This window comes from Streptomyces sp. NPDC088254 (assembly GCF_044740925.1).
Taxonomy (GTDB): Bacteria; Actinomycetota; Actinomycetes; order Streptomycetales; family Streptomycetaceae; genus Streptomyces.
In genome coordinates this window covers 318,647-341,573 of sequence record NZ_JBIURQ010000010.1, presented here as the reverse complement: position 1 = coordinate 341,573, position 22,927 = coordinate 318,647, and the positions used below count along the sequence as shown (strand labels likewise).

General features: G+C 72.2%; 15 protein-coding genes and 1 pseudogene. 5 read left to right on the top strand and 11 right to left on the bottom strand.

What is annotated here, in order from left to right; genetic code table 11:
- The first annotated feature begins 3 nt into the window (after positions 1-3).
- The 3 genes from ACIOC0_RS28630 to recQ all read left to right on the top strand — a co-directional run bounded on the left by ACIOC0_RS28630 (position 4) and on the right by recQ (position 5,406).
- The gene (locus ACIOC0_RS28630) at positions 4-1,575 is read left to right on the top strand and encodes an NADH-quinone oxidoreductase subunit M (RefSeq protein WP_402158640.1); all 1,572 of its coding nucleotides are present in this window, start codon (positions 4-6) and stop codon (positions 1,573-1,575) included.
- Positions 1,572-3,221, top strand: a complete 1,650-nt coding sequence (nuoN, locus tag ACIOC0_RS28625) for an NADH-quinone oxidoreductase subunit NuoN (RefSeq protein WP_130440918.1) — start codon at positions 1,572-1,574, stop codon at positions 3,219-3,221. Before ACIOC0_RS28630 ends, nuoN begins: the two co-directional genes overlap by 4 nt.
- A gap of 181 nt (positions 3,222-3,402) precedes the next feature.
- Positions 3,403-5,406 carry a DNA helicase RecQ gene (gene recQ / locus ACIOC0_RS28620; protein ID WP_402158728.1) on the top strand — a complete coding sequence of 668 codons (2,004 nt, stop codon included), beginning with the start codon at positions 3,403-3,405 and terminating at the stop codon, positions 5,404-5,406.
- 211 nt (positions 5,407-5,617) lie between these two features.
- On the opposite strand, the gene ACIOC0_RS28615 is transcribed toward recQ, so the two are convergent.
- The 8 genes from ACIOC0_RS28615 to fahA all read right to left on the bottom strand — a co-directional run bounded on the left by ACIOC0_RS28615 (position 5,618) and on the right by fahA (position 15,423).
- A complete protein-coding gene (locus ACIOC0_RS28615) occupies positions 5,618-8,500 on the bottom strand; it encodes a fumarate reductase/succinate dehydrogenase flavoprotein subunit (protein WP_402158727.1) in 2,883 nt (960 codons plus the stop codon).
- 11 nt (positions 8,501-8,511) lie between these two features.
- The gene (locus ACIOC0_RS28610; RefSeq protein WP_402158639.1) at positions 8,512-9,345 is read right to left on the bottom strand and encodes an ABC transporter ATP-binding protein; all 834 of its coding nucleotides are present in this window, start codon (positions 9,343-9,345) and stop codon (positions 8,512-8,514) included.
- Positions 9,329-10,276, bottom strand: coding sequence for an ABC transporter permease (locus ACIOC0_RS28605; RefSeq protein WP_402158638.1), 948 nt, complete (start codon positions 10,274-10,276; stop codon positions 9,329-9,331). Before ACIOC0_RS28605 ends, ACIOC0_RS28610 begins: the two co-directional genes overlap by 17 nt.
- Positions 10,273-11,637 (bottom strand): ABC transporter substrate-binding protein, encoded by a 1,365-nt coding sequence (locus ACIOC0_RS28600; RefSeq protein ID WP_402158637.1) that lies wholly within the window; start codon positions 11,635-11,637, stop codon positions 10,273-10,275. Before ACIOC0_RS28600 ends, ACIOC0_RS28605 begins: the two co-directional genes overlap by 4 nt.
- 14 nt (positions 11,638-11,651) lie before the next feature.
- A complete protein-coding gene (locus tag ACIOC0_RS28595; RefSeq protein WP_030790138.1) occupies positions 11,652-11,879 on the bottom strand; it encodes a ferredoxin family protein in 228 nt (75 codons plus the stop codon).
- Between the two features lie 181 nt (positions 11,880-12,060).
- Positions 12,061-12,849: a GntR family transcriptional regulator gene (locus ACIOC0_RS28590; RefSeq protein ID WP_351094648.1), complete on the bottom strand. Its 789-nt coding sequence runs from the start codon at positions 12,847-12,849 to the stop codon at positions 12,061-12,063.
- A 143-nt stretch (positions 12,850-12,992) separates the two neighbouring features.
- Positions 12,993-13,931: a M56 family metallopeptidase gene (locus ACIOC0_RS28585; protein WP_402158636.1), complete on the bottom strand. Its 939-nt coding sequence runs from the start codon at positions 13,929-13,931 to the stop codon at positions 12,993-12,995.
- Positions 13,932-14,202: 271 nt separating this feature from the next.
- Entirely contained in the window at positions 14,203-15,423 is a 1,221-nt protein-coding gene (gene fahA, locus ACIOC0_RS28580; protein WP_402158635.1) for a fumarylacetoacetase, read from the bottom strand.
- A gap of 382 nt (positions 15,424-15,805) precedes the next feature.
- Here fahA and ACIOC0_RS28575 point away from each other — a divergent pair.
- Both ACIOC0_RS28575 and ACIOC0_RS28570 read left to right on the top strand, forming a co-directional pair.
- Positions 15,806-17,119: pseudogene (locus ACIOC0_RS28575) on the top strand (DegT/DnrJ/EryC1/StrS family aminotransferase); the annotation flags it as partial.
- A 109-nt stretch (positions 17,120-17,228) separates the two neighbouring features.
- A complete protein-coding gene (locus ACIOC0_RS28570; RefSeq protein WP_402158726.1) occupies positions 17,229-19,349 on the top strand; it encodes a lipopolysaccharide biosynthesis protein in 2,121 nt (706 codons plus the stop codon).
- On the opposite strand, the gene ACIOC0_RS28565 is transcribed toward ACIOC0_RS28570, so the two are convergent.
- The 3 genes from ACIOC0_RS28565 to ACIOC0_RS28555 form a co-directional block, all read right to left on the bottom strand.
- Positions 19,270-20,256, bottom strand: coding sequence for a glycoside hydrolase family 26 protein (locus ACIOC0_RS28565; protein ID WP_402158725.1), 987 nt, complete (start codon positions 20,254-20,256; stop codon positions 19,270-19,272). The genes ACIOC0_RS28570 and ACIOC0_RS28565 overlap by 80 nt on opposite strands.
- 206 nt (positions 20,257-20,462) lie before the next feature.
- On the bottom strand, positions 20,463-20,930 hold the full coding sequence (locus ACIOC0_RS28560) for a hypothetical protein (RefSeq protein WP_402158634.1): 468 nt from the start codon (positions 20,928-20,930) through the stop codon (positions 20,463-20,465).
- Between the two features lie 4 nt (positions 20,931-20,934).
- Positions 20,935-22,872 carry a hypothetical protein gene (locus ACIOC0_RS28555; protein ID WP_402158633.1) on the bottom strand — a complete coding sequence of 646 codons (1,938 nt, stop codon included), beginning with the start codon at positions 22,870-22,872 and terminating at the stop codon, positions 20,935-20,937.
- Positions 22,873-22,927: the final 55 nt, after the last annotated feature.

Genomic DNA, 22,927 nt, shown 5'->3' with positions numbered 1-22,927 from the left:
CCGATGTCCTTTCCCCTCCTGACAGCGACGGCCGCGCTCCCCGCGATCGGGGCGATCGCGACGGCCGCCGTGCCCGCCGCGCGGCGCAACGCCGCCAAGTCCCTGGCGCTGTTCTTCTCGCTCGCCACACTCGCCCTGGCGATCGTCGTCCTGGTCCGCTTCGACCCGGACGGCGACCGCTACCAGCTCACCGAGTCCCACTCCTGGATCAAGGACTTCGGCGTCCGCTACGAACTGGGCGTGGACGGCATCGCGGTGGCGCTCATCGCGCTCACCGCACTGCTGATCCCGTTCATCATCCTGGCGGGCTGGCACGACGCCGACCCGCTGGAGACCGGCAACAGGCGCTGGCGGCCGACGCAGGGCTTCTTCGCCCTGATCCTGGCCGTCGAGGCGATGGTGATCATCTCCTTCGAGGCCACCGACGTCTTCCTCTTCTACATCTTCTTCGAAGCCATGCTCATCCCGATGTACTTCCTCATCGGCGGCTTCGGGGACCGGGCCCACGAACACGGTGAGCAGGCGGCGTCCACGCAACGCACGTACGCCGCCGTGAAGTTCCTGCTCTACAACCTCGTGGGCGGGCTGATCATGCTGGCCGCGGTGATCGGGCTGTACGTGGTCGCCGGGAGCTTCTCGCTCACGGAGATCGCCGCAGCGCGAGCCAACGGCTCTCTCGACATGGCGACGAACACCGAACGCTGGCTGTTCCTGGGCTTCTTCTTCGCCTTCGCGGTCAAGGCGCCCCTGTGGCCGCTGCACACCTGGCTCCCCAACGCCATGGGCGAGTCCACCGCGCCGGTCGCCGTCCTCATCACGGCGGTGGTCGACAAGGTGGGCACGTTCGCGATGCTCCGCTTCTGCCTCCAGCTCTTCCCGGAGGCGTCGAAGTGGGCGACGCCCGTCATCCTCGTCCTCGCCGTCGTCAGCATCGTCTACGGGGCGCTGCTCGCCGTGGGCCAGCGGGACATCAAGCGGCTGGTGGCCTACGCGTCGATCTCCCACTTCGGCTTCATCATCCTGGGCATCTTCGCGATGACCAGCCAGGGCCAGTCCGGTGCGACGCTCTACATGGTCAACCACGGCATCTCCACCGCCGCGCTCATGTTGGTCGCCGGGTTCCTGATCTCGCGGCGCGGCTCGCGGCTCATCGCCGACTACGGCGGGGTGCAGAAGGTCGCTCCGGTGCTCGCCGGCACGTTCCTCATCGGTGGTCTGGCGACCTTGTCGCTGCCCGGACTCGCCCCGTTCGTGAGCGAGTTCCTGGTGCTGGTCGGCACGTTCTCGCGGTATCCGGTGATCGGCGTCATCGCCACCTCGGGCATCGTCCTGGCCGCGCTCTACACCCTGGTCCTCTACCAGAGGACCATGACCGGCCCGGTGAAACCGGAGGTCTCCGCGATGCCGGACCTCCGCGCGCGTGAACTCCTGGTCGTCGCCCCGCTGATCGCACTGCTGATCATCCTGGGCGTCTACCCGAAGCCCGTGACGGACATCGTCGACCCGGCGGTCAAGCAGACCCTGTCCGACGTACAGAAGAAGGACCCCCAGCCCGAGGTGGAGGCGGCCAAGTGAGCACAGCAGTCGTCCACAGCCTGTGGACAACCGCGGCCGACCCGATCTCGAAGATCGACGCGCCGAAGATCGAATACGCACAGCTGTCGCCCACCCTGATCGTCGTGGGAGCGGCGATCGTCGGGGTGCTGGTCGAGGCACTCGTCCCGCGCAAGCACCGCTACTACGCGCAACTGTTCGTCTCCGTCGTCGCCCTGGCCGCCGCCTTCGCCGCGGTCGTGGCCCTCGCGGCGGACGGCTACGGCACGACCAAGGCGCGCATCGCCGCGATGGGAGCGATCGCCGTCGACGGGCCGGCCCTGTTCCTCCAGGGCACGATCCTGCTGGCCGCCCTGGTCGGCCTGTTCACCTTCGCCGAACGGCGGCTGGACCCCGAATCGCACGGCAACCGCGTCGACTCCTTCGCCGCCCAGGCCGCCTCGGTGCCGGGCAGCGACAGCGAGAAGGCCGCAGTGAAGGCCGGTTTCACCACCACCGAGGTCTTCCCGCTCCTGCTGTTCGCGGTCGCGGGCATGCTGGTCTTCCCGTCGGCCAACGACCTGCTGACCCTCTTCATCGCCCTGGAAGTCTTCTCGCTCCCGCTGTACCTCCTGTGCGCGCTGGCCCGCCGCAAGCGGCTCATGTCGCAGGAGGCCGCGGTCAAGTACTTCCTGCTCGGCGCGTTCGCCTCGGCGTTCACTCTGTTCGGCATCGCCCTTGTCTACGGGTACGCCGGCTCGGTGTCGTACGCGACCGTCGCGCAGGTCGTCGACGGCACGGTCACCGACGTGAGCCCGGCGCTCGCCGACACCATGGGCAACGACGCGCTGCTCCTCATCGGCGCCGCCATGATCGTCATGGGCCTGCTGTTCAAGGTGGGCGCGGTGCCGTTCCACATGTGGACGCCCGACGTCTACCAGGGCGCGCCCACGCCGGTCACCGGCTTCATGGCCGCCGCGACCAAGGTGGCCGCCTTCGGCGCGCTGCTGCGGATCCTGTACGTCGTCCTGCCCGGCCTGCGCTGGGACTGGCGGCCGGTGATGTGGGGCGTGGCGATCGTCACCATGCTGGGCGGCGCGATCGTCGCGATCACACAGACCGACATCAAGCGGCTTCTGGCGTACTCGTCGATCGCGCACGCCGGATTCATCCTCGCGGGTGTCATCGCGACCACCCCTGACGGGGTCTCCTCCGTCCTCTTCTACCTCGCCGCGTACTCCTTCGTGACGATCGGCGCGTTCGCCGTGGTCACTCTGGTGCGCGACGCCGGCGGTGAGGCCACCCACCTGTCCAAGTGGGCCGGGCTGGGCCGTCGCTCGCCCCTGGTGGCGGCGGTGTTCGCGGTGTTCCTGCTCGCCTTCGCCGGAATCCCGCTGACCAGCGGTTTCGCCGGGAAGTTCGCCGTTTTCAAGGCGGCGGCGGAAGGCGGCGCGGCACCGCTGGTCGTGGTCGGTGTGATCTCCTCGGCGATCGCCGCGTTCTTCTACATCCGTGTCATCGTGCTGATGTTCTTCAGCGAACCGCGACCGGAGGGCCCGACCGTCGCCGTGCCGTCACCCCTGACGACGACGGCGATCGCGGTGGGCCTGGCGGTGACAGTGGTCCTCGGTGTGGCACCGCAGTACTTCCTGGATCTGGCGGGACAGGCGGGCGTCTTCGTGCGCTGACACCCGCCCGAGGTTCCCTGCCGCCCTCGGCTCGGCCCGGCACCCGCTCACGGGGCGCCGGGCCGAGCCGTGTGACGGGGCGAGTATGTGACGGGCGAGCCTGTGGATAACTCCGGCGGCGTCAGTCCTGACGCCTAAGGTGGAGGCGGTGGTCGAGGGACGACGTACGGGGGACCAGACGATGGGCGGGACGGGCGGGATCAGGGAGATGACAGAAGTCAAGGAGTTGCCGGGTACGGAGAGCGAGGCGCTGGCCACGCTGCACCGGGTCTTCGGGTACGACGCCTTCCGTGGAGAACAGGAAGCCGTCGTCGAGCACGTGGTGGCCGGCGGGGACGCGGTCGTCCTCATGCCGACCGGCGGCGGCAAGTCCCTCTGCTACCAGATCCCGTCCCTGGTCAGAGCGGGCACGGGCATCGTCGTCTCACCGCTGATCGCGCTCATGCAGGACCAGGTGGACGCACTGCGGGCCCTGGGGGTGCGCGCCGGGTTCATGAACTCCACGCAGGACTTCGACGAGCGGCGCATGGTCGAGGCCGAGTTCCTCGCCGGCGAGCTGGACCTGCTCTACCTCGCACCGGAGAGGCTGCGCCTGGACTCCACGCTGGACCTGCTCTCCCGCGGCAAGATCGCCCTCTTCGCGATCGACGAGGCGCACTGCGTGTCCCAGTGGGGGCACGACTTCCGCCCCGACTACCTCGCCCTGTCCCTGCTGGGCGAGCGCTGGCCGGACGTCCCGAGGATCGCCCTCACGGCGACGGCCACGCGCGCGACCCACCAGGAGCTCACCCAGCGGCTCAACATGCCGACGGCCCGGCACTTCGTGGCCAGCTTCGACCGGCCCAACATCCAGTACCGGATCGTGCCGAAGTCCGACCCGAAGAAGCAGCTGCTGAGCTTCTTGCGAGAGGAGCACGCCGGCGACGCGGGCATCGTGTACTGCCTCTCCCGCAACTCCGTGGAGAAGACGGCCGAGTTCCTCTCCCGCAACGGCGTCGAGGCGGTGCCGTACCACGCGGGCCTGGACGCGGGCACGCGCGCGGCGCACCAGTCGCGCTTCCTGCGCGAGGAGGGCCTGGTCGTGGTGGCGACCATCGCCTTCGGCATGGGCATCGACAAGCCGGACGTGCGGTTCGTCGCCCATCTCGACCTGCCCAAGTCCATCGAGGGCTACTACCAGGAGACGGGCCGCGCGGGGCGCGACGGGCTCCCGTCGACGGCCTGGATGGCCTACGGCCTCAACGACGTCATCCAGCAGCGCAAGCTGATCCAGTCGGGTGAGGGCGACGAGGCGTTCCGGCGGCGGGCCGCCGCCCACCTGGACTCCATGCTGGCGCTGTGCGAGACGGTCGCGTGCCGCCGCGGCCAGCTCCTCGCCTACTTCGGCCAGGATGCCGCCGCCGAGACATGCGGCAACTGCGACACCTGCCTCACCGCACCCGAGACCTGGGACGGCACCGTCGCCGCGCAGAAGGTGCTGTCGACGGTGGTGCGGCTGCAACGCGAGCGCGGGCAGAAGTTCGGCGCGGTGCAGATCGTCGACATCCTGTTGGGCCGGCGCACGGCCAAGGTGATCCAGTTCGACCACGACCAGCTGTCCGTGTTCGGCATCGGCGAGGACCTGGCCGAGGGCGAATGGCGCGGAGTGGTACGCCAGTTGCTGGCGCAGGGGCTGCTCGCGGTCGAGGGGGAGTACGGCACGCTGGTGCTGACCGAGGCCAGCGGGGCGGTGCTGCGCAGGGAGCGGGAGGTCCCGCTGCGCAAGGAGCCGAAGAGGCCGACGGCGGCCAAGGCGGGAGCGTCCTTTGCCGGGCGCGGCGACCGCAAGGCCAAGACGGCCGCGGCCGAGCTGCCCGAGGAACTGCTCCCCGCGTTCGAGGCCCTGCGTGCCTGGCGCGCGGAACAGGCCCGTGAGCAGGGCGTCCCGGCGTACGTCATCTTCCACGACGCGACGCTGCGGGAGATCGCCACGGCGTGGCCGACGTCGGTGCGGCAACTCGGCGGGATCAGCGGAGTCGGCGAGAAGAAGCTGGCGACATACGGGGAGGGCGTGGTCGCGGTCCTGGCCTCGCTGGGTGGCGCGCCGGGCTCGGCGCCGCAGGCCGCCCAGGCGGAGGGCGGGCCGGACGGCGCGGACGACTGGCCGGAAATGGCGGAGGAGCCGGAACCGGAGGACTGGATATAGGACTCGCCACTGAGGCTTGAGCGCCTCGCCGTAAGGGCAGCGTGCACCTCTTCTGCCCCGCCGCGCGGCCCCTCTCCGACCTCATGCCCTGCCGTTGGCCCAGGCCTGGCGTGCCGCCTTTCCGCCCGTCGCCGTCCGGCGTGGAAAGCGGTGGATGCCTGGGGGAGGCACCCACCCTGCTTTCCGTGCGGTCGGGTGTGTTCGGACGGACTCAGAGCCCTCGCGCCGCGTACGCCCTGACGTCCGCGTCCGTGTCCGTCGTCGCCGTGGCGAGGGCTGCCCGGGCGGCGTCGGTGGCGCGGTGCCGGGTCAGAGCCAGCACGGCGGCCTTGCGGACGTCGCCGTTCGGGTCGGCCAGGACCTTGGCGAGCACCGGAACAGCTGTGTCGGGGTCCGTGGCGGACAGGGCGGTGGCGGCGCCGGCCCGGACCTGCCACGCCGGGTCGTCCAGGGCGCTCACCGCGCGGGCGGCGAGCGGTGCGGGGCATCCGGTCATGCCGAGCGCCCCGTAGGCGGCCGCTCGGACCAGGGCGTCGGGGTCGGCGATGAGGGAGGTGAGGGCAGTGCGGACGGAGGTGACATCGGACGGTGTCAGGGTGTCCGAGCTCCCGCCGGTGCAGGTGTCGGAGTCGGTGCTGGGATCGGCGCCGGAGCCGTTCGACGGGGCGTCGGCCAGGCGGCCCGCGGCCACGGTGGCCAGGGCCTTGGCGAGGGTGACGCGGACCTCGCGGGACGGGTCGGCGGGGGCGGCGTCGGCGAGTTCGGCGGCGGCGTCGACGGAGACCAGGGCGCGGACCGCCTCGATGCGGACGGTGATGTCGGCGTCCGCCAGGGAGCCCGCGAACAGACCGGCGTCGCCCAGGCGCAGCGCGCGCAGCACGTCGAGCGCGGCGGCGCGGACGACGGGGTCGGGCTCGGCCAGAGCGGCGGAGAGGCCGTCGCGCAGGGCCGGTTCGGGCGGCAGGGTCTCGACGAGTTCGCGCAGTGACGCCGCGGCGGCGGCCCGCACCTCGGGGGCGGTGTCCCGCAGCGCCCCGGCGAGTGCGGTCCCGGTGCCGGGCGGAACCGTCTCGGTCAGGACGGAGACCGCCTCGCGCCGGACAGCGGGGGCCGGGTCGGTGAGATAGGGGCGAAGGGCGTCGAGTTCGGGCTGTTCCTCGGCGAGGGCGACCAGGGTGAGGAGGCGGGACGAGGACTCTTCCGGGGCGGGCCCGGTGACCGGAAGGGCGGGGGAGACGACGTCGGGCGACGGCGAGGTCCGACCGGGGTGGTTCGCCACGGGCGCCACCTCGCGCGAGCCGGCCGTTGCCACGTCCTCGGCGTGGACCTCGCCAAGATGCCGGGAAGGGCCGCCGACGGGGGTGAACTCCTCGACCGGGACCAGATAGGGAGCCACGGGACGGGCCGTGAACTCCATGGCGCCAGAGGGGGACTTGTGCAGATCGAGGTGGTGGAACCAGGAGGCGTCGTCGCGGCCGGGGTGGTCGAGGCGGTTGTGGTAGAGGCCCCAGCGCGACTCCGTACGGGCGAGGGAGGCGCGCGCGGCCATCTCTGCGCAGTCGCGGATGAAGGTGACCTCGGCGCAGCGCATGAGTTCGTGCGGAGTGTGCGCGCCCATCGCGGCGATGTCGTCGTGCATCCGCTCGAACGCCTCCAGGGCCAGGGAGAGCCGGGCGCCCGACTTCGGCGGGGCCACGTAATCGTTCACGAAGCGGCGCAGCTTGTACTCGACCTGGGTCTGCGGCGCGCCGTCCGGGTTGCGCAGCGGGCGGTAGATCAGCTCGTGCGCCTCCCGGAGCTGCTCGGCAGGAAGGTCGCCCTCGTACGCGCGGTACTGGGCGGCGTCGGAGCCCGCGAGGTCGCCGTAGACGAACGCGCCGATCATGTAGTTGTGCGGGACGCAGGCCAGGTCACCGGCGGCGTACAGGCGGGGGACGGTCGTGCGGGCGTGGTCGTCGACGCGGACGCCGGAGGCGGAATGCCCGCCGCACAGGCCGATCTCGGAGATGTGCATCTCGACGTCGTGGGTGCGGTAGTCGTGACCGCGGCCGGAGTGGAAGGTGCCCCGGGTGGGGCGCTCGGTGGTGTGCAGGATCGACTCCAGCGCGGAGACCGACTCCTCGGGGAGATGGCTCAGCTTCAGGTACACGGGCCCCCGGTCGGAGGCGACCTCGGCCGCGAACTCGGCCATCATCTGGCCCGACCAGTAGTCGGAGTCGACGAAGCGCTCGCCGTGCCGGTTCACCTGGTAGCCGCCGAAGGGGTTGGCGACGTAGGCGCAGGCCGGGCCGTTGTAGTCCTTGATCAGCGGGTTGATCTGGAAGCACTCGATGCCGGTCAGCTCGGCGCCCGCGTGGTACGCCATGGCGTAGCCGTCGCCCGCGTTGGTCGGGTTCTCGTACGTGCCGTACAGGTAGCCGGAGGCGGGCAGGCCGAGCCGGCCGCACGGTCCGGTCGCGAGGATGACCGCGCCCGCGCGGACCGTCACGAACTGGCCGGTACGGGTGTTGAAGCCCGCGGCGCCCACGGCGCGCCCCTCGGCCGTGAGCACGCGCACCGGCATCACCCGGTTCTCGATGCGGATCCGCTCCCGCATCTCCCGCCGCCGGAGCTGCCGGTACAGCACCTTCTTGACGTCCTTGCCCTCCGGCATGGGCAGGACGTAGGAACCGGAGCGGTGGACCTGGCGGACCGCGTACTCGCCGTGCTCGTCCTTCTCGAACTTGACTCCGTACGACTCCAGCCGCTGCACCATGGCGAATCCGCGGGTGGCGGTCTGGCGGACGGTGGACTGGTCGACGATGCCGTCGTTGGCGCGGGTGATCTCGGCGACGTAGTCGTCCGGTTCGGCGCGGCCCGGGATGACCGCGTTGTTGACGCCGTCCATGCCCATGGCGAGCGCGCCGGAGTGGCGCACGTGCGCCTTCTCCAGCAGCAGGACGTTCGCGCCCTGTTCGGCCGCGGTGAGCGCCGCCATGGTGCCGGCGGTGCCGCCGCCGATGACGAGGACGTCGCAGCTCAGTTCCTCGGCGTCGGCGAGCGCGGGGATCTGCGCGAGGGCGTTGGCGGGGGGTGTGTTGACGGGGGTGGCCACCGGGGTGCCTTTCACGAGCCGAGGGGGGTGAGGACGTCGTGCCGCAGGGCCACGCGCGCGGGGTCGTCGTGGGCGGAGCGGTCGCGTGGGCGTGGGACGTCCCGGACGGCGGCGAGGCCGCCCGCGCCGAGCAGCGCGACGCGGTCGCCGAGGAACAGGGCCTCGTCCACGTCATGGGTGACGAAGACGACGGTCGCGCACGTCCCGCGCAGCACCTCCACCAGCAGGTCCTGCATCCCCGCGCGGGTCTGCGCGTCGAGCGCGCCGAACGGTTCGTCCATGAGGACGGCGCGCGGCCGGCCGGCCAGGGCGCGCGCCAACTGGGCGCGTTGGCGCTGTCCTCCGGAGACGCGGTGGGGCAACTGCCGGGTCAGGTCGGCCAGTCCGACACGGCCGAGCCAGGACTGCGCCTGTTCCCTGCGCTGCGCGCGCGGCAGCCCCTGGATGGCGAGCGGGAGTTCGACGTTGGAGCGCAGGGTGCGCCAGGGCAGGAGGGCGTCCTCCTGGAAGACCAGCGCGCGGTCCGCCTCCGGGCCGGTGATCGGCCTGCCGTCCTGTTCCACGGTTCCGGCGAGGGTGGGCAGCAGCCCGGCCAGCGTGCGCAGCAGCGTCGACTTGCCGCAGCCCGAAGGGCCGACGACGGTGAGGATCTCGCCCGGCGCGATGTCGAGGTCGACGCCGGACAGGGCCGGGGCGTCGGGGCGGCCGAGCGTGGCGGCGCGGAAAGTGAGCCGGGTGCCACGGCCCGGTGACGGCGTGGGCGTCGTCGAAGCCTGGCGGACCTCGGCGGCGACGGGTGTTCCGCCCTGCGCGCGGCGCTCGGACGTCTCAGACGAGGTGCTCATCGCGTGCCTCCTCGGCGTCGGGTGCGGAACCCCTGCGCGGGGATCCCCCGAGCACGGAGCCCCTGCGAGGGGATCCCTTGGCCGCGGGGGCGGCAGCGGACGGCGTCGGCACGCCGGCCCGGGGGGTGCGGAGCCGGGCCCCGGGGACGTACGACGTCCTGGGCAGCCAGCGGGTCAGCCGGCGGCCCAGGAGCTCCACGGCCGTGGAGGTGAGCCAGCCGAGCACGCCGATGGTGACCATGCCGACGAAGACGCCCGGGTAGTTGACGATCGTGTAGTCCTGCCAGGTGCGGTAGCCGACGCCGTACTGGCCGGAGATCATCTCGGCGGAGATCACGCAGATCCACGACACGCCGATGCCGACCGACAGGCCGCCGAAGATGCCGGGCAGCGCCCCCGGCAGGACGACGGAGCCGAGGATCCGCCACCGGCCGCCGCCCATGGTGCTCACCGCCTCCTCCCAGAGGGGGGTGAGCGCCCGGACCGCGTGGCGCGTGGACACCAGGACGGGGAAGAACGCGGCGGTGAAGGTGATGAAGACGATGCCCTGCTCGTTGGAGGGGAAGAGCAGGATCGCGACGGGGACCAGGGCGATCGCCGGGATCGGGCGGACGACTTCGAGGACCGGGCCGAGCAGGTCCTCGGCGAGCCGTGAACGCGCCACGAGCACGCCCGTGGCCACGCCCAGGACGGCGGCCAGCAGGAACCCGGTGAGGATGCGGGTGAGGCTGTCGGCGAGGTCGGTCCAGTAGTCGCCGCCGGCCAGGCGGTCGGCGAAGGCGTGGGCGACCTCGGTGACCGTCGGGAACTGAGAGAAGCGCAGCCACAGGTCGACGTTCAGGCTGGTCAGCAGCTGCCACAGACCGAGGGCGGCGGCCAGGGAGAGCAGCCGGAGGGCGTAGCGGCCCACGCGTGGGGCGGGCCGGCTCACGCGGCACGCTCCAGGGCCTCCGCGTACGTGATGACGCGTGCGCCGCTGTGTGCGCCGATGTAGGCCTGCGCGGTCGCCGGGGCGACGAACGGCACCAGGTCCGCTCCGTCCGCCACCCAGACGGCCTTGTCGGCGAACCAGAGGGTGCCGGTGGTGGCGTCGGGGACGTAGGCGGCGCGGACGGCGTCGCGGTGGGCGGCCACGTAGGCGAGGAGCTGCGCGGGCGAGGTGAAGGAACGGGTTTCGGAGGCGCCCTTGGGCCACACCTCGCTCGCGGCCGGCGGGGGCGTGGCGGCGAGCCGCTTGCCGTAGGAGGCGCCGAGGGCCTTCTTGACGTACTGGTCGTCGACGAAGGAGTCCACGTCCACGTCCCCGGTCAGCTTCGCCGCCTCGAGGATCGACACGTCGTCCTTGAGAGCGGCGACGAGCTGCGGTTTGACGGAGGGGTCGAAGGTGGAGATGCCGTGGTCGCCGTTGTAGAGGTAGACGACCTCGGCGGGCAGGCCGGTGGCCTTGGCGACCGACTCGGCGGCGGCCACGGGGTGTGCGTCGAGGTAGTCGGTCGCCTGGGCCTGCGCCTTCAGGAACGCTTCGAGCACGGCCGGACGGTCCTTCGCGAAGTTCTCGCGGGCGGTGACGCCGTGGAAGGTCGGGAGGTTCAGCTGGGCGCCGTCGTAGAGGGCCTTGGCCTTGCCCTGGAAGGCGAGCAGGCCGGGCCAGGCGACGAACTGGGAGAGGGCGTCCGCGCTGCCCGCGGAGAGCGCGGACGCACCCACGGCGGGCTGCTGGTTGAGCTTGTCGATGTCCTTGTCGGGGTCGAGGCCGGCGCGTTGCAGGGCCCGGACGAGAGTGCCGTCGGCGGCCGAGCCCACGCTCGTCGAGACCTTCTTGCCCTTGAGGTCCGTCAGCGAGGCGAGCTTGGAGTCGGGGGCGGTGACGATGGTGTTGAGGCCGCCGCGGAGGTTGTAGCCGGTGACCGATACCAGGCGGGTGGGCTGGTCGAGCTGCTTGCCGCGGGCCGCGTTGATGAGGAGGGGGAAGTCGCCCATCGAGCCGATGTCGATCTTTCCCGCGGTCATCTGGGCGGTGATCGGCGCGCCGGTGGCGAAGTCCTCCCACTTCACCTTGTAGGTGGTGCCGTCGCCGAGCGCGTTGAGCTGCTTCTCGAAGTAGCCGAGGGAGCGCAGGAGGGTGCCGGCGGTGACCGTGTTGATGGTCTTGGACTGGTAGCCGACGGTGACGGTGACCGTCTTGCCGTCGCCGGCCTCCGCGCTGCCGCCGCAGGCGGCGAGCGGCAGCAGGAGCGCGGCGGCGCCGACGGCGGCCGCTGTGTGTTTCACGTCGAGCGCGATGCGTTTCATGGGGGTGGGACCTCTCACCGGAGCAGGTAGGGCATGTTGACCGTGACGGCTCCGGTGGGACAGCGGGCCGCGCACGGGCCGCAGTACCAGCACTCGTCGACGTGCATGTACGCCTTGCCGTTGCTCTCGTCGATGGCGAGGGAGTCCAGCGGACACATGTCCACGCAGAGGGTGCAGCCGTCGATGCACTTCGACTCGTCGATGGTCACGGGCACGTCGGCCCGCTGGGGGACCAAGGGCATGGCTGTCTCCAGGGAATGGCTCGCGAGGAAAATCGCGCGGCGGTGAACCGATCGGACCCCGCGGAACGATGAAGGGGTGAGAGCGGACGGGCAGGGGCGAGAGCGGAGGAAAGGGGCGAACGGATGGCTGGTCGGGGCAGGTCGGTGAGGGCGGGCGGATCGGGCAGGGAGAGGGGAGGCGTCAGCGGGAGCGGTGCAGCAGACCGCTCATCGAGATGCGGTCGCCGCGGAAGCGGATGAACTCCAGATCGACCGGGCGGCCGTCGTCGAGGTGGGTGAGGCGTTCCAGCATCAGGACGGCCGCACCGCGCGGCGCCTCCAGTACGGCGGCGGAGTGGGCGTCGGCGGTCACCGCCTCCAGGGTGATCTCCGCGTGGCCGAGGCGCCGGCCGGTGACGGTCTCCAGCAGGCGGAAGACGTCGTTGTTCTCCAGGTCGGCGCCGAGCAGGGCGGTGCCGAGGTCGAGCGGGATGTAGGTGAGGTCGAGGGAGAGGGGGATGCCGCCCAGGCGGCGCAGGCGTTCGATGTAGAGCACGTCGGCGCCGGGCGGGACGTTGAGGCGGTCGGCCACCGGGGCCGGCGCGGGGACGGGACCGAGGTTGCGCACCTCGTTGGTGACCTGGCCGTGTTCGTGCAGGGTTTCGGCGAGGCCCATCAGGCGGTCGAGTCCGTGCGGGTACTTCTCGGCGACCACGACCGTGCCGACGCCGGGCAGACGTTCCACGAGGCCCTCCGCCCGCAGCAGGTCCAGGGCCTGGCGGACGGTGTTGCGGGAAGCGCGGTAGTCGGTGGCGAGCGCCGATTCGTGGGGCAGCGTGCCGCTCGGGAAGCCGCCGGTGAGGAGCTGGCGGCGCAGGAGGTCGGCGAGCTGGCGGGCCTGGTCCGCGCGCAGTCGGCGACGCGTCCGGTGGGCGGCGACGGTGGTCGCGCCCTGTCCGGCGTGGTCTCGGATGCGGTCGGTCGGTGGCATGCTCTGGACCATACCTATCCGGTCGGAATTGTGGTGTTGCAGAACTGTTGCGCCACCTGGCGAACCGAAAGACGTTGCGGTGACCTGGTGCTTTGTGTTCCGGGTGAGGACGATCTGCCACCGGCGCGACCGGCGTCGGCGGCTCAGCCCAGCGCGGTGAGGCCCGGCGCGAAGGTGATCAGCAGCGGCAGCAGGGGGACGAGGGCGGCCACCGTCGTCGTCAGTGCGCGCTGTCGGCGCAGCAGCCGGGGAGGCGGCTGGAGGAGGCGGTCCACGCGTTCGCCCAGGAGGCGCTGACTGGACGCGCAGGACAGGACGCCTCGGTGCTGGTTCAGCTCGATCAGGGCCAGCGCGGTCGTCAGGTGACCGCAGCGGCGGGATGCCGTGTCGTCGGCGGCGAGTTCGACCAGGCGGTGCGTCTGGTCGCAGAAGTGGGCGAACAAGGGGATGCGCGGGAAGCCGGTGGCCAGCGCGGTCGACAGGTGCAGCAGCCAGTCATGGTGGGCGCGGGCGTGATCGCGCTCGTGGGTGAGGACCGCGTCGAGTTGAAGGGAGGTGAGGCGGTGCAGGGCACCGGTGGTCACGATCAGTTGGGGAGGATGGCCGGGCATCCACCAGGCGTCCGGGTAGTCGTCCTCGAGCACGAGGAGCGGGCCTCGCGCGGAGGGCAGTCCCGCCGGGAGGTCGGGGGCGCGCTCGCGCAGATGAGCGCGGGCCCGGCCGCGACGTCGGCGCGCCTCGACCAGCTCGCGGGCGAGCATCGCGGTGGTCCAGGCGGCCCCGCAGGCCAGCAGCAGGGTGAGGACGCTCGCCCACACGGGGGCGGTGGAGAGGTCGTACGCCTCGGTCACCGCCGGCGGGGCGGGGGCGAAGACCTGCGCGCGGACGGTGTGGAAGACGGCGGCGGCGCCCAGGACCAACGCCGTCAGACAGCACAGCAGGACCGTGGCGACCAGGCACTGCCACACCCACAGGGCGACCACCGGCTCACGCTCGGGCCACTCGGCCCGGGTCAGCGCGCGCGGAGCCGGCAGGGCGGCCGTCAGGGCGACGACGCTGAGCAGGATCAGGCAGAGGGTCATTCTGCGGCTCCGGATCCTGGTCTAAGGGGGCTCGGCGTGCCCGCGCTGTGGGTGGTTCTGCCCTCGGGTGGCGTCCGCGGGGAGGGCGTCCCGCGGGTTGGCGTGGTGCGCGTTGCCATGGTGTGCGTTGCCGTGCTGTGGGCGGCCGTGCTCCGGGCGGGTGGGGCGGGTTCGGTGTCGTGGACCGTTCCCGCCGCCAGTATGACGGCGGGAACGGCCGCAGTCAGCCCGCCGGGAACTCCCGCCGGCTCCCCGCCCGGGGATCGTCTTGTCAGCCGGAGACGATGCGGCCCCTCACCTCTCCCAGCCCGACGCGCAGACCGCCCGGTCCCGGAGCCCACGCCGAGAGAGTCACCTCGTCGCCGTCCTCCAGGTACGTCCGCTTGCCGTCGGGGAGGTCCAGGGGGTCGCGGCCGTTCCAGGTCAGTTCCAGGAGGGAGCCGCGCTGGTCGGCGGCCGGGCCGCTCACCGTGCCCGAGCCGTAGAGGTCGCCGGTGCGCAGGGAGGCGCCGTTGACCGTCAGATGGGCGAGCTGCTGGGCGGCCGTCCAGTACATGGCGGAGAAGGGAGGCTCGGAGACGACGTGACCGTTGACGGAGACGGAGATGCGCAGGTCGTAGCCGGCGGGCTCGGCGGCGGCGTCGTCCAGGTAGGGGAGGAGGGGGTGGGTGCGCTCGGGAGGTGAGACGCGGGCCTCTTCCAGCGCCTCCAGCGGAGTGATCCACGCGGAGACGGAGGTGGCGAAGGACTTGCCGAGGAAGGGGCCGAGGGGGACGTACTCCCAGGCCTGGATGTCCCGCGCGGACCAGTCGTTGAGGAGGCACAGGCCGAAGACGTGCTCACGGAAGTCGGCCAGCGGGACCGGGCGGCCCTGCCGCGAGGGCACGCCCACCACGAAGCCGACCTCGGCCTCGATGTCGAGCCGCACGCTGGGACCGAAGACAGGGGCCGGGTCGGAGGGGCCCTTGCGCTGACCCGACGGGCGGACGACGTCGGTGCCGGAGACGACGACCGTGCCGGCGCGGCCGTGGTAGCCGATCGGCAGGTGCTTCCAGTTCGGCAGGAGGGTGTCGCCGGAGTCGGGGCGGAAGACGGCGCCCACGTTCCGGGCGTGGTGCTCGGAGGAGTAGAAGTCGACGTAGTCGGCGACCTCGAAGGGCAGATGCAGGGTCACCGAGGACAGGGGGTGGAGGAGCGGGGCGAGGGTCGTGTGGCGGGCGGGGTCGGTGACCCACTCCTTCAGGGCGCCGCGCACCTGTGACCAGGCGGTGCGGCCCGCCGACAGCAACGGCCCGAGAGTCGGGGCGGAGAGCAGGGAGGCGTGCGGGGAGCCGAGCGCCCGGGCTGCCGCGCCCGCGTCCAGGACGTGGTCGCCGAGGCGGACGCCCACGGTCCGCTCTACGGAGCCGGGAAGGGAGAAGACGCCGTAGGGGAGGTTGTGCGGGCCGAAGGGATCGCCCTCGGGGAGGTCGAAGGGGGCCGGGAGGGGCATCGGATGCTGCCTCGCTTTCGTGCTCGCCATGCATGCGCCGCCTGTGCGCCGCGCATGCGCCATCTGTGCACACGGGTTCGCCGTGACCGCGGCTCGCCGAGAGGGAGGGCGCCGCGGGTGCTCGCCGGGGCCCGGCGGTGCTCCGAGCCGCCGCACACGTTACGGCTGACCTCGCGGAAGGGACACCGGAGCGACACGGAGGAGGCATGCGAACGGCACACCGGCGGCACAAAGGGGTGACAGATGGGGCGATTGACGCGGTGTGCTCCGCTTCCGGGCGGACTTGGGAAGTCGGCGACGGAAAGGGCCGCAATCTTGACGGAGCGGTGCGAACAGGGAGACTCTGGGCACCTGTTGGAAGGCCTCGGGGGTGGGGCTTTCCCCAGGCACATCTGGGGGGCTGATGGCCGTAGGGGAGGCCGGCCTCGGGTCGGCACGGCATGGTTCACGGCCGAAGCGGCTGGAAGCGGTCATGCGCGGCAGACTCGGCCGGGAATGCGTGTACGTGCCGTCGTGCCGGTTCGGGCTGTTCGTGGCCTTGCGTCACTGGTGCTCGCCCGGCGGGCGGGTGTTGATGTCGCCGGTCACCGACGACGTGATCTTCTTCGTGGTGCTCGCGGCGGGACTGCGGCCGGTGCAGGCGCCGTTGAGGCCGCTGGACGCGTCGATCGACGTGGACGCGGTGCCCGACGAGGTGTGGGGTTCGCTGTCGGCGGTGCTGACCACGAACCTCTACGGCAACCCGGACGACGCGCCGAGGCTGCGGGAGAAGTGCGACGCGCTGGCGATCCCGTTGTTGGAGGACGGCGCGCACGCCGTCGGCAGCCGGGTGGGGGGCCGTCCCGTCGGCGGCTGGGGCGACGCCTCCGTCTTCAGCCTGTCCAAGCACGCGGGCGCCAAGGCGGGCGGGTTCCTGTCCTGTGCTGACCCGGGGCTGCGCGAAACCCTGGAGAAGAACTGCGCGGACCTGCAGCTGCCGGGCCGGCTCTCGGCCGAACTGGCCTTCACCGTCCGGCCTTGCGCGGAGACGGCCGTGCGGGGGCTGCGGCTGAGACGCCCGGCGTGGGCCGCGATGCGGCTGCTCGGGCTGACGGAGCGCGAGGGGATACGGATGCCGCTGCGTGCGGACGAACTGGCCCGGGCGGCCGAGGCCGCGCCGGACCTCACCGCCCACGACTCCTGGGTCCGCGTCGACATGCACGACTACCGACTCCGCTCCGGACGTCTCCGCCTGCACCGGATCGAGCGCCGGCTCGACCGCCTGGACGAGACTCTGGCCGCTTGCAGGGCGGGCACCGAGACGCTGCTGTCGACGCGGTGGGCGAGACCGGAGGGGCTCGTCACGGCGGACGCGCCTGCCACAGTGAAGGGGCCTGCCACGGTGAGCCTTGTGGCGGGCAGGGAGAAGCCGCAACCGCTGTTCCGGGTGCCGCTGTTCGTCGCCGACCGGGACGCGGCCATCGTGGCGCTCGCGCGGCGGGGCATCGTCGTCGGGTACCTGTACGACCCGCCGCTCGACGACTACGCGGGCCCCGCCTTCACCGACCCCTCGCCCGATCCCGTGGGGGCGCGATGGTTCGCACGGCACGCGTTGCCCGTGGATCCGCTGCGGGCGCGGGAGGTCGTCGAGGTGCTTCAGGAGTGCGACGCCCGGCCGGCCGAGGCGCCGGGAGGGCTGGAGCGGACGCGTGGCTGAGTCAGGGACCGGAACGCAGGCCGGGACGCGGCCGGGGGTGAGCGTGAGGCCGGCGTCCGCCGAGGCTGCGGGGGGCTCCGGCTCACTGTTCAGGAACGCCTACTTCCTCATGCTCAGCACCGGCGTCTCCGCCGTGCTGGGGCTCGGCTTCTGGCTGGTGGCCGCCCGCTACTACACGGAGGAGGCGGTCGGGCAGGGCTCCGCCGCGATCGCCGCGATGCGTCTGCTCGCCGGCATCACGGCGACGACGATGATCGGCGCGGTCGTCCGCTTCGTGCCGCGCGCCGGGCGGGCCACCGGCTCGCTGGTGTGGCGGACGTACGCCGCGAGTTCGATCGTCGTCGCGGTCGCGGGTGTCGTCTTCCTGCTCACCCTCGACCTGTGGGGAGCGTCGTACGCGCCGCTCGGCACGCCGCTCGCGGGTGCCGCGTTCGTCCTGGCGTGCGTGGCGTGGGCGCTGCTCACGTTGCAGGACGGGGTGCTGACCGGTCTGCGCAGGTCGGGATGGGTGCCGGTCGGCAACGCGGTGTTCTCCGTCGGCAAGCTGATCCTGCTGGTCGTCTTCGCCGGCGCGGTGCCGGTGCTCGGCGTCTTCGTGTCCTGGGCCGTGGCGATCGTCTTCTCCACGCTGCCGCTCGGCTGGTTGATCTTCCGCAGGCTGATCCCGGGCCAGGCCGCCGCCGATCGCGACCTGGAGCCGCCGCGGCTGCGGGAGATGGGCCGCTTCCTGGCCGGGGACTCGCTGGGCGCGCTGTTCAGTCTGGCGATGATCAACCTGCTGCCGGTGATGGTCGCGGTCCGCTTCAGCGCGGCGGAGAACGGCTACTTCTACGTCGCGTACACCGTCGGCGGGACCATGGAGTTCATGGCCATCAACATGGCCTCCTCCCTGACCGCCCACGCCTCGCACGATCCCGGGCAACTCGCCGACGGAGTGCGCGGGGCGCTGCGCCGGATGATCATGCTGCTGGTGCCGGTCGTGCTGGTGCTGGTGCTGTTCGCCCCGCGGATCCTGTTGCCGTTCAGCGAGGACTACGCCGAACACGGCACGACCGTGCTGCGCCTGCTGGCCGCCGGCGCGCTGCCACGGGTCGTGGTGGAGCTGTACATAGGGGTGCTGCGGGTGCAGGGGCGCACCGGGGTGCTCGCCGGGCTCCAGGGCGCCATGTGTGCGTCGGTGCTGGGCAGCGCGGCGGTCCTGTTCGCTCCGGCGGGCATCGCGGGGGCGGGGTGGGCGGTGCTGCTGAGCATGACGCTGATCGCCGGCGTCTCCGTCGTGGGCCTGCGCTCCGCGCTGCGGCGCGACGCGACCCTGCCCAGCGACGCGACCCTGCCCAGCGACGTGACGCTGCCCGGCGAAGCAGCCCGGCCCCTCGATCCGCCGACCTCCGCCGCCCCTGCCTACGGCACCGGCTGGGCGCGGCTGAACGCGACGGCCGGATACGACGGAACCGGCCTGGACCGCTGGGGAAGTCGCGGATGGACCGCCGTCGACGAGGACACGGTCGCCTTGTTCATGGGGCGCCCCGGGACCCTCAACGGCCCGAAGCGCGCCGAGGGGAGGCTCGAGCGGCGGGAACGGTGGCTCACCGGTGCGCTGTGGGGTCTGCTGGGCGTGGCCACCATGGCGTTCTGGGCCACGTTGCGCGGTCTGCCGTGGTTCGACGGGCCGTCCAGGGCGATGAGCGGCCGTCAGATGCTGGAGGCGACGCCGCTCCCGGCGCTCGTCGCGGTCGGCGTGCTGCTCGTGGTGTTCGTCGGATCGGTCACGCTGCGGGATGTGCGCAACGGGTGGCTGCCGGGCTCGGCGCTGGGCTCGGCGCTGCTCGCCCTGCACGTCGTACCGGTGGCGCTCGGCCGGGAACCTCGGCCGCTGGACGGGACGTTGTACGTACGGGTGGCCGAAGTCCTCGCGCGGGGGGCGGGGTTCGACGGACCCGAGCCGTTGCTGCGGTGGACGCCGCCGCTCCTGCTGCTGTCGGGTCTCGTACCGCTGTGGCTGCTGCTCGCCCGCGTGGGCGGCAGGCTGACATGGCCGGGGCGCTGGGGGGTGCTGTATCTCGTCGCGATGGGCGGTTGGGTGTGGCGGCAGAAGCTCGCGTGGCTGGCCCTGCCGGTGTGCGTCGTGCTCGCGGCACTCGCGGTGAGCGTCAGCGTGACGGCAGGGGCTGGTGGAAGTAGCCGTTCCGGCCGGCCTCGCGGTAACCCTCCAGCCCGGGGCCCTCGTTGACGGTCAGGTCGCACTCGGGCTTCTCGGAGGTCGGCCGGTTCCAGTGGACCAGCGCCCTGACCTCCGGCAGCTTCTTCACGGCGCCGGGGATCGCGGTGTACCAGTCGCGCTGGCGCGGCGGGTCGTCGACGTCGGGCGCGGTGGCGAACTCGGCGAGCATCACCGGCTTGGCGTCGGAGACGTTCTCGCGCAGCCATGTGTAGCCGGGCCGCTGGCTGTCGAGGAAGTCCTTCCAGTCGGTGGTGTCATGACAGGCGTAGTAGTTGTACTGGTCCATGGCGATCCAGTCGACGTACCCGTCCCCGGGGTAGAGCGCCTTCATGTCGTCCGCGCTGCCGAGGTGGCCGGAGACGGTCCACACCCACACGACGTTGTCGGCGCCCAGCGCGCGGAACCGTTCGTGGAGGTGACGGTAGGCGGCGACGAACTCCTCCGGGGTGCCCGCGCCCTCCTTCACACGGGCGTCGGTCTCCTGGTCGAAGGCGAGGAAGACGCGTTTGCCGTAGGCCTTGAGGCGCCGGATCTGCGGATCGAGGATCTCCTCGTCGTACTTCCCCGAGGCGATGTTCTTCCAGCCGAGCTGGGTCTCGGTCCAGTTCTCGTGGTGCGGCTCGGTCCAGACGGTGGACTCCCAGGCCAGCATGAGCAACCGGTCTCGGCCGAGCTGCTGCTCGTCGGGCGTGAGGAGCTGTCCGTCGAGCTCGCCGCCCGACATGTCGTGGTAGTTGTAGACGAGGTCGAGCCTGCGGCCGATCCGCTTCTCGAAGCCGAGCACGGCGTCCTTGAGGGAACCGTTCTCCGCATACGGAACATAGGCGCCCCACCACGCGCCGCACGGCGGGACCAGCGTGCCGGAGGGCGCGCAGTCGCCGGTGGGCAGCGCGCCGGAGGCCGCGTTCGCGGGCAGATCGCCACCGGAGCCACCGGAGCCACCGGAGCCACCGGAGCCACCGGAGCCACCGGAGCCACCCAAGCCCCCCGAAACCCCCGAGCTCCCCGAGTAGTCGGGACGGTCGACCCACAGCCCGAGCCCCGCGAGCAGAGCGACGCCCACCGCGAGCACCGCCAACAGCGTCGCGACGGCGTACCCCCGCTTGGCTCCCCCCGCCCCCGTCACGGCCGACTGCCGGTGTCGCCGCCGTCGATACCGCCCTCGTCGGCCCCGGGCCGCCGTGCTGCGGGCAGCGGCAACCCCGGCAGAAGCGTGACGACCGTGGTGAAGCCGGCGAGCCAGAAGAGGAAGGCGGTCACCGAGAACGCCTTCACCAGGAACAGCGAGGTCGCGGTGAGCACACCGAGGGACAGGCTCACGGGCGCGGTCAGCGCGAAGGCCTCCAACCGCGCGCCCAGGGTCAGCCGATCCGGCTGCGGGTAGAGCGCGGCGCAGCCCGGGCCGAACAGGACGAAGATCAGCACCGGGATCCAGCGCAGCGGCGCGGGGCCGGGGAGGGCGGTGGCGGCCAGCGCGACCCAGCCCGAGACCGCGACGAGGAGTCTGAAGCGCGTGGAGGCGGCGCTGCCGCCACCGGCGCCCGGCGAGGCAGCGGAAGGGTCGGCGTTCTCACGGCGGGTGGAGTCCATCAGTTCACCTCACTGACCGCGAGGACGGAGCGGCGGCCGGGCGGTACTCCAGGACGACGCCGTAAGAGTGGCTCTCCACCGTGCGGAAGAGCGGAGAGGCCGACAGTCTCGTGCGCAGCGCCTGGAAGCCACCGGCGGGCAGCAGTCCCTCTCCGGCCGCGTAGACGTCCTGGGTGTGGGTGAGGATGACGTACGCCTTCGCCCCCGGTGGGATGCCGGCGGCGAGGTAACGGGCCGGGTCCCTCAGCATCCTCTCGTTCTCCGGCAGTTCCTGCTCGGCGAAGAACCAGTGCTCGAGACGGTCGTAGCGGTGGAGCGCCTGAGGGAAGGAGCCGCTGGTGGCGAGGATGAGGGAGCCGTCGGGCGCGTCGTCGAGAGTCCGGGTGACCAGCGCGGTCTCCTCGGGCGGCGTGTAGAACATCTCTTCCTTGCCGTAGTACGACGGCAGGAAGCCGGCCGGCAGTGTCAGCAGCGCGGTCGGCAGCGCGAACGCCGCGGCCCGGCGCCACAGCGTGGTCGCCCTGCCGCCCCGCCGGGCCCCCGCGGCGGCCGGCACCAGCGCGGCGGCGGCGAAGAAGGCCGCGCCGGGAAGGGCGAACAGATAGACCCGGAAGAGCATCTCGCCGCCGTAGTCATTGACGGCGAACAGCGGAACCGGCGCGACGGACACCAGCAGCAGCGGCAGCGCGCTGCGGGTGAGCCGGCGCCGCAGCACGACGGAGACCCCGGCGAGGGCGGCGATCGTGAGGACCATCAGCACGTTTGCCGCACCGGCGAGTTCGGGGCCGGGGCCGGTCAGCCGGCCGGCGTACCCGGCGCGGGAGTTCTGGGTCAGCTCGCCGATCGACTGCCTGAGAGTGGAGAGCGTCTCGGCGAACAGCGGCCGGCCCATGGTCAGGTCCCAGGTGAGCATCAGCAGCGCGGCGACGACCAGGAGCCCGTAGTTGCGGTAGCGGCGGGTGAGGCTGAGCGCGGCGAGGCAGACGCAGAGCATCACCGGGGTGAGCTGGTGCGTGGCGTTGACGGCGGCGATCAGCGGGGCGAGGATCACGACGCAGACCGCGCGCTGCACGCGTCCGGTGGGCGGCGGCACGGCGGCGGCCGCCGGGTCGAGGAAGGCGCGGTCGCGCAGCCGGCCGGCGGAACCCGGCCGCACGAAGTGCCGCAGCACGACCGCGAGGACCGTCAGGTGCAGCAGGTAGGCGAGGCCCTGCGGGGAGAAGTAGTCCTGGCCCACCCAGTTGGCGAGCTGGAAGATCCACACGGCGGTCCAGATCAGCCGCCAGTCGTCGCAGAACGTGCGGTAGACGAGGACCAGCACCGGCATCATCAGCAACCCGAGGACGACGGGCGCCCAGTTGGCGTACGAGGAGGAGCTCTGCACGCCGAAGGCGCGCACCAGGCCCGCGTTCAGCGTGAAGAAGCCGGGCCACTGGTCGTAGGCCGACATGTTGCCCGACAGGGCCGCGCCGGGCCGTAGTTCGCCGTTGGCGAGCAGCGTGTCGACGACGGCGTCGTGCTTGGACGCCCAGGGGTAGCGCACCGCGTCGTACAGGATGGCGGGCGGGGCCTTCAGGGCGAACAGCAGGGTGGCGCAGTGCGCGGCCGGCCACCAGGGCGCGGTGCCGGCGCGCCGCAGGCTCAGGACGAATCCGCCGGTGAGGACCAGCAACGCCAGGTAGTAGGCGGGCGGGAGGCGGTCGAGCAGCCCGTATTCGCCCATCTCGCGGAAGCCGATGCGGGGCAGGGAGTACACCCACAGTGCGGCTGCGAGCAGCAGCGCGGTCGCGGCGGGGCCGGGCGTGCGGCGCGGGAACCGCAGGGGTCTCCGGCCGCGTCGGGTGCTCCGCTCCGGGCGGCCCGGACCGGTGACGGCGTCAGGGCCGGGAGCGGGCGGTGGCGCGCCGCTCCCCTGCGCCGGCACGGGCACATGTGACTGCACGCTGGGGCTCCCTCCCCGGGCCGAGTACGGAAACGCTGTCCACGTCGATCGCCGC

Excerpts from the sequence above, each read along its gene's own strand:
- ACIOC0_RS28630 (WP_402158640.1), top strand. The coding sequence starts at position 4 with ATGTCCTTTCCCCTCCTGACAGCGACGGCCGCGCTCCCCGCGATCGGG.
- recQ (WP_402158728.1), top strand. The coding sequence starts at position 3,403 with ATGGGCGGGACGGGCGGGATCAGGGAGATGACAGAAGTCAAGGAGTTG.
- ACIOC0_RS28610 (WP_402158639.1), bottom strand. The coding sequence starts at position 9,345 with ATGAGCACCTCGTCTGAGACGTCCGAGCGCCGCGCGCAGGGCGGAACA.
- ACIOC0_RS28600 (WP_402158637.1), bottom strand. The coding sequence starts at position 11,637 with ATGAAACGCATCGCGCTCGACGTGAAACACACAGCGGCCGCCGTCGGC.
- ACIOC0_RS28595 (WP_030790138.1), bottom strand. The coding sequence starts at position 11,879 with ATGCCCTTGGTCCCCCAGCGGGCCGACGTGCCCGTGACCATCGACGAG.
- ACIOC0_RS28590 (WP_351094648.1), bottom strand. The coding sequence starts at position 12,849 with ATGCCACCGACCGACCGCATCCGAGACCACGCCGGACAGGGCGCGACC.
- ACIOC0_RS28585 (WP_402158636.1), bottom strand. The coding sequence starts at position 13,931 with ATGACCCTCTGCCTGATCCTGCTCAGCGTCGTCGCCCTGACGGCCGCC.
- fahA (WP_402158635.1), bottom strand. The coding sequence starts at position 15,423 with ATGCCCCTCCCGGCCCCCTTCGACCTCCCCGAGGGCGATCCCTTCGGC.
- ACIOC0_RS28570 (WP_402158726.1), top strand. The coding sequence starts at position 17,229 with ATGCTCAGCACCGGCGTCTCCGCCGTGCTGGGGCTCGGCTTCTGGCTG.
- ACIOC0_RS28560 (WP_402158634.1), bottom strand. The coding sequence starts at position 20,930 with ATGGACTCCACCCGCCGTGAGAACGCCGACCCTTCCGCTGCCTCGCCG.